General features: G+C 68.7%; 2 protein-coding genes. Both read right to left on the bottom strand.

Features of this window, described 5'->3' with window-relative positions; all coding sequences use genetic code 11:
- Positions 1 to 52: 52 nt before the first annotated feature.
- Positions 53 to 1,180 (bottom strand): acyl-CoA dehydrogenase family protein, encoded by a 1,128-nt coding sequence (locus tag CF68_RS31110; protein WP_035826606.1) that lies wholly within the window; start codon positions 1,178 to 1,180, stop codon positions 53 to 55.
- A 13-nt stretch (positions 1,181 to 1,193) separates the two neighbouring features.
- Positions 1,194 to 2,387, bottom strand: coding sequence for an acyl-CoA dehydrogenase family protein (locus CF68_RS31105; protein WP_035826604.1), 1,194 nt, complete (start codon positions 2,385 to 2,387; stop codon positions 1,194 to 1,196).
- Between the last annotated feature and the right edge of the window lie 168 nt (positions 2,388 to 2,555).

Raw genomic sequence — 2,555 nt, 5'->3', positions numbered from 1 at the left:
CGGGCAAGTGCCCGGCCTCGCGCCAGCATGCGGCCAGCGGCCGCAGCCAGGGTCAGGCTTCCATCACTTCGCCGAAGCGCTGCAGGTGGTAGTCGCTGTCGCCCAGCAACTGGTCCAGCATGGTCAGGCGCTTGAAGTAGTCGCCCACGGACAGCTCATCGGTCATGCCCATGCCGCCATGCAGCTGCACGGCCTGCTGGCCGACGAAGCGCCCGGCGCGGGCCAGCGTCACCTTGGCCGCGGACAGCATGCGGCGGCGCGCGGCGGGATCGGCCTCGTCCAGCGCCTGGACTGCGACGTAGGCCATCGACAGCGCCAGCTCCTTCTGCACCAGCATGTCGGCCATGCGGTGCTGCAGTGCCTGGAAGCTGGCCAGCGGCTTGCCGAACTGCTGGCGCGTGCCCAGGTACTCGGCGGTGATCTCGATCAGCTTTTCCATGGCGCCGGCGCCCTCGGCGCACAGCGCGGCAACGCCGTGCTCCAGGCCCACGCCCAGTGCGGCCAGGCCGTCGGCGGGCTGGCCCACCAGCGCGCTGGCCGGCACGGTCACGTCCTGCAGCGACAGGTCGGCGGCGCGCAGGCCGTCGATGGTCGGGTAGGCGGTGACGCCCAGGCCCTTGCTGTCGCGCGGCACCAGGAACAAGGCAATCTCATTGCTGCCGGCCACGCGCGCGGTCAGCAGGTAGGCGTCGGCGGCGGCGCCGTGCCAGACCACGCTCTTGATGCCATTGAGGACGTAGCCGTCGCCGCTGCGCTCGGCGCTGGCGCGGGCCGATTCCGGGCGGTAGCGGGTGGTCGGCTCCAGGTAGGCCAGCGTGACGATGCGCTCGCCCGAGGCGATCGCGGGCAGCCATTCTTCCTTCTGCGCGGCGCTGCCGTGGGCGGCCAGGATGGCCGCGGCCATCACGCCGCTGGGCGTGACCGGCTCCAGCACCAGGCCGCGGCCCAGTTCGCGCTGCACCACCAGCTGGCTGGCGGGGCCTTCGCCGAAGCCGCCGAAGTCGGCCGGCACGGTCAGGCCCAGCACGCCCATTTCAGCCAGCTTGTCCCACATGCCGCGATCCAGGCTTTCGCCTGCGCGCGCGCTCTTGCGGCGGGCCTCGAAGGTGTATTCGGTATCGATGAAGCGACGCAGGCTGTCCGCCAGCATCTGTTGCTCTTCGCTGTAGGTGAAGTCCATGTCAGCTATCCCTTCAGAAACCCAGGATCATCTTGGAGATGATGTTCTTCTGCACTTCGGTCGCGCCGCCGTAGATCGAGGTCTTGCGCATGTCGTAGTAGGTGGAGGCGGCAGGGGCGGCCCAGTCGGGGCCCGCCACCGGCTGCGTCGCGCCCGGCTCAAGCCAGTCCGGCGAATACGGCCAGGCGTTGGGGCCGGCCACTTCCATCATCAGCATGCCCAGGTCCTGCTGCACCTCGGAGCCGCGGATCTTGACGATCGAGGCCTCGGGGCCGGGGGTGCCGGCGGCCTGCGTGGCGACGCGCAGCAGCAGCATTTCCAGCGCCATGATGTCCATCTCGACGCGGGCGATCTTGTCGCGCATGCGCACGTCTTCGATCAGCGGGCGGCCGGCGCCGTCGGTGGCCTGGCTGGCGTAGTGCTTGAGCAGGCGCAGCTCGCGGTGGCAGTGGCCGATGCCGGCTATGCCGGTGCGCTCATGTCCGAGCAGGTACTTGGCATAGGTCCAGGCGCGGTTCTCTTCGCCGACCAGGTTCTCGACCGGCACTTCCACGTCTTCGAACCAGGTCTCGTTGACGTCGTGGCCGCCGTCGAGCGTCTTGATCGGGCGCACCGTCACGCCGGGCGACTTCATGTCGATCAGCAGCATCGAGATGCCTTCCTGGGCCTTGGCCTCCGGGTCGGTGCGCACCAGGCAGAAGATCCAGTCGGCGAAGTGGGCCATGGTGGTCCAGGTCTTCTGGCCGTTGACGATGTACTTGTCGCCCTTGCGCACCGCGCGCGTCTTCAATGAGGCCAGGTCGGAGCCCGAGCCCGGCTCGGAGTAGCCCTGGCACCAGAAGTCGTCGATATTGGGGATGCGCGGCAGGAAGCGCTGCTGCATCTCGGGGCTGGCGTACTTCATCAGCACCGGCCCGATCATGGTCAGGCCGAACGGCAGCAGGCGCGGCGCGCCGGCGCGGAAGGTCTCGATCTCGAAGATCAGGCGCTGCAGCGCGGTCCAGCCGGTGCCGCCCCATTGCCTGGGCCAGGTCGGCGCACCCCAGCCGCGGGCCTGCAGGATGCGGTGCCAGCGGATGTAGTCGTCCTTTTCCACGCGCTGGTGGTTGAGAACCTTGTTGCGGATGTCTTCCGGCAGGCTGGCCTGCGCGAATGCCCGGACCTCCTCGCGGAAGGCCTGTTCCTCGGCGGTGAAACGCAAATCCATCTGAATGTCCCCTGTGGTACGCGGGCCGCGCGGCGCTTCTTGCCCAGCCTGGTTGTGCAGTGCGTCAAAGCGGCGGCCCTCACTGTGCCGGCCGATTGTAGGGGCCGGGCGCGATTCTTTGCTTCATCAATGATAAAGCCGTCCTTCGTGGAGGCGGAACCACCTGCG

The sequence above is a fragment of the Cupriavidus sp. SK-4 genome, assembly GCF_000611125.1.
GTDB classification, from domain to species: Bacteria; Pseudomonadota; Gammaproteobacteria; order Burkholderiales; family Burkholderiaceae; genus Cupriavidus; species Cupriavidus necator.
The sequence above is the reverse complement of the archived record's forward strand: the minus strand, read 5'-3'. Positions and strand labels throughout refer to the sequence as shown.

What these genes read in the sequence shown, in the direction of transcription:
- CF68_RS31110 (WP_035826606.1), bottom strand. Translation starts at nt 1,180, where the DNA reads ATGGACTTCACCTACAGCGAAGAGCAACAGATGCTGGCGGACAGCCTG.
- CF68_RS31105 (WP_035826604.1), bottom strand. Translation starts at nt 2,387, where the DNA reads ATGGATTTGCGTTTCACCGCCGAGGAACAGGCCTTCCGCGAGGAGGTC.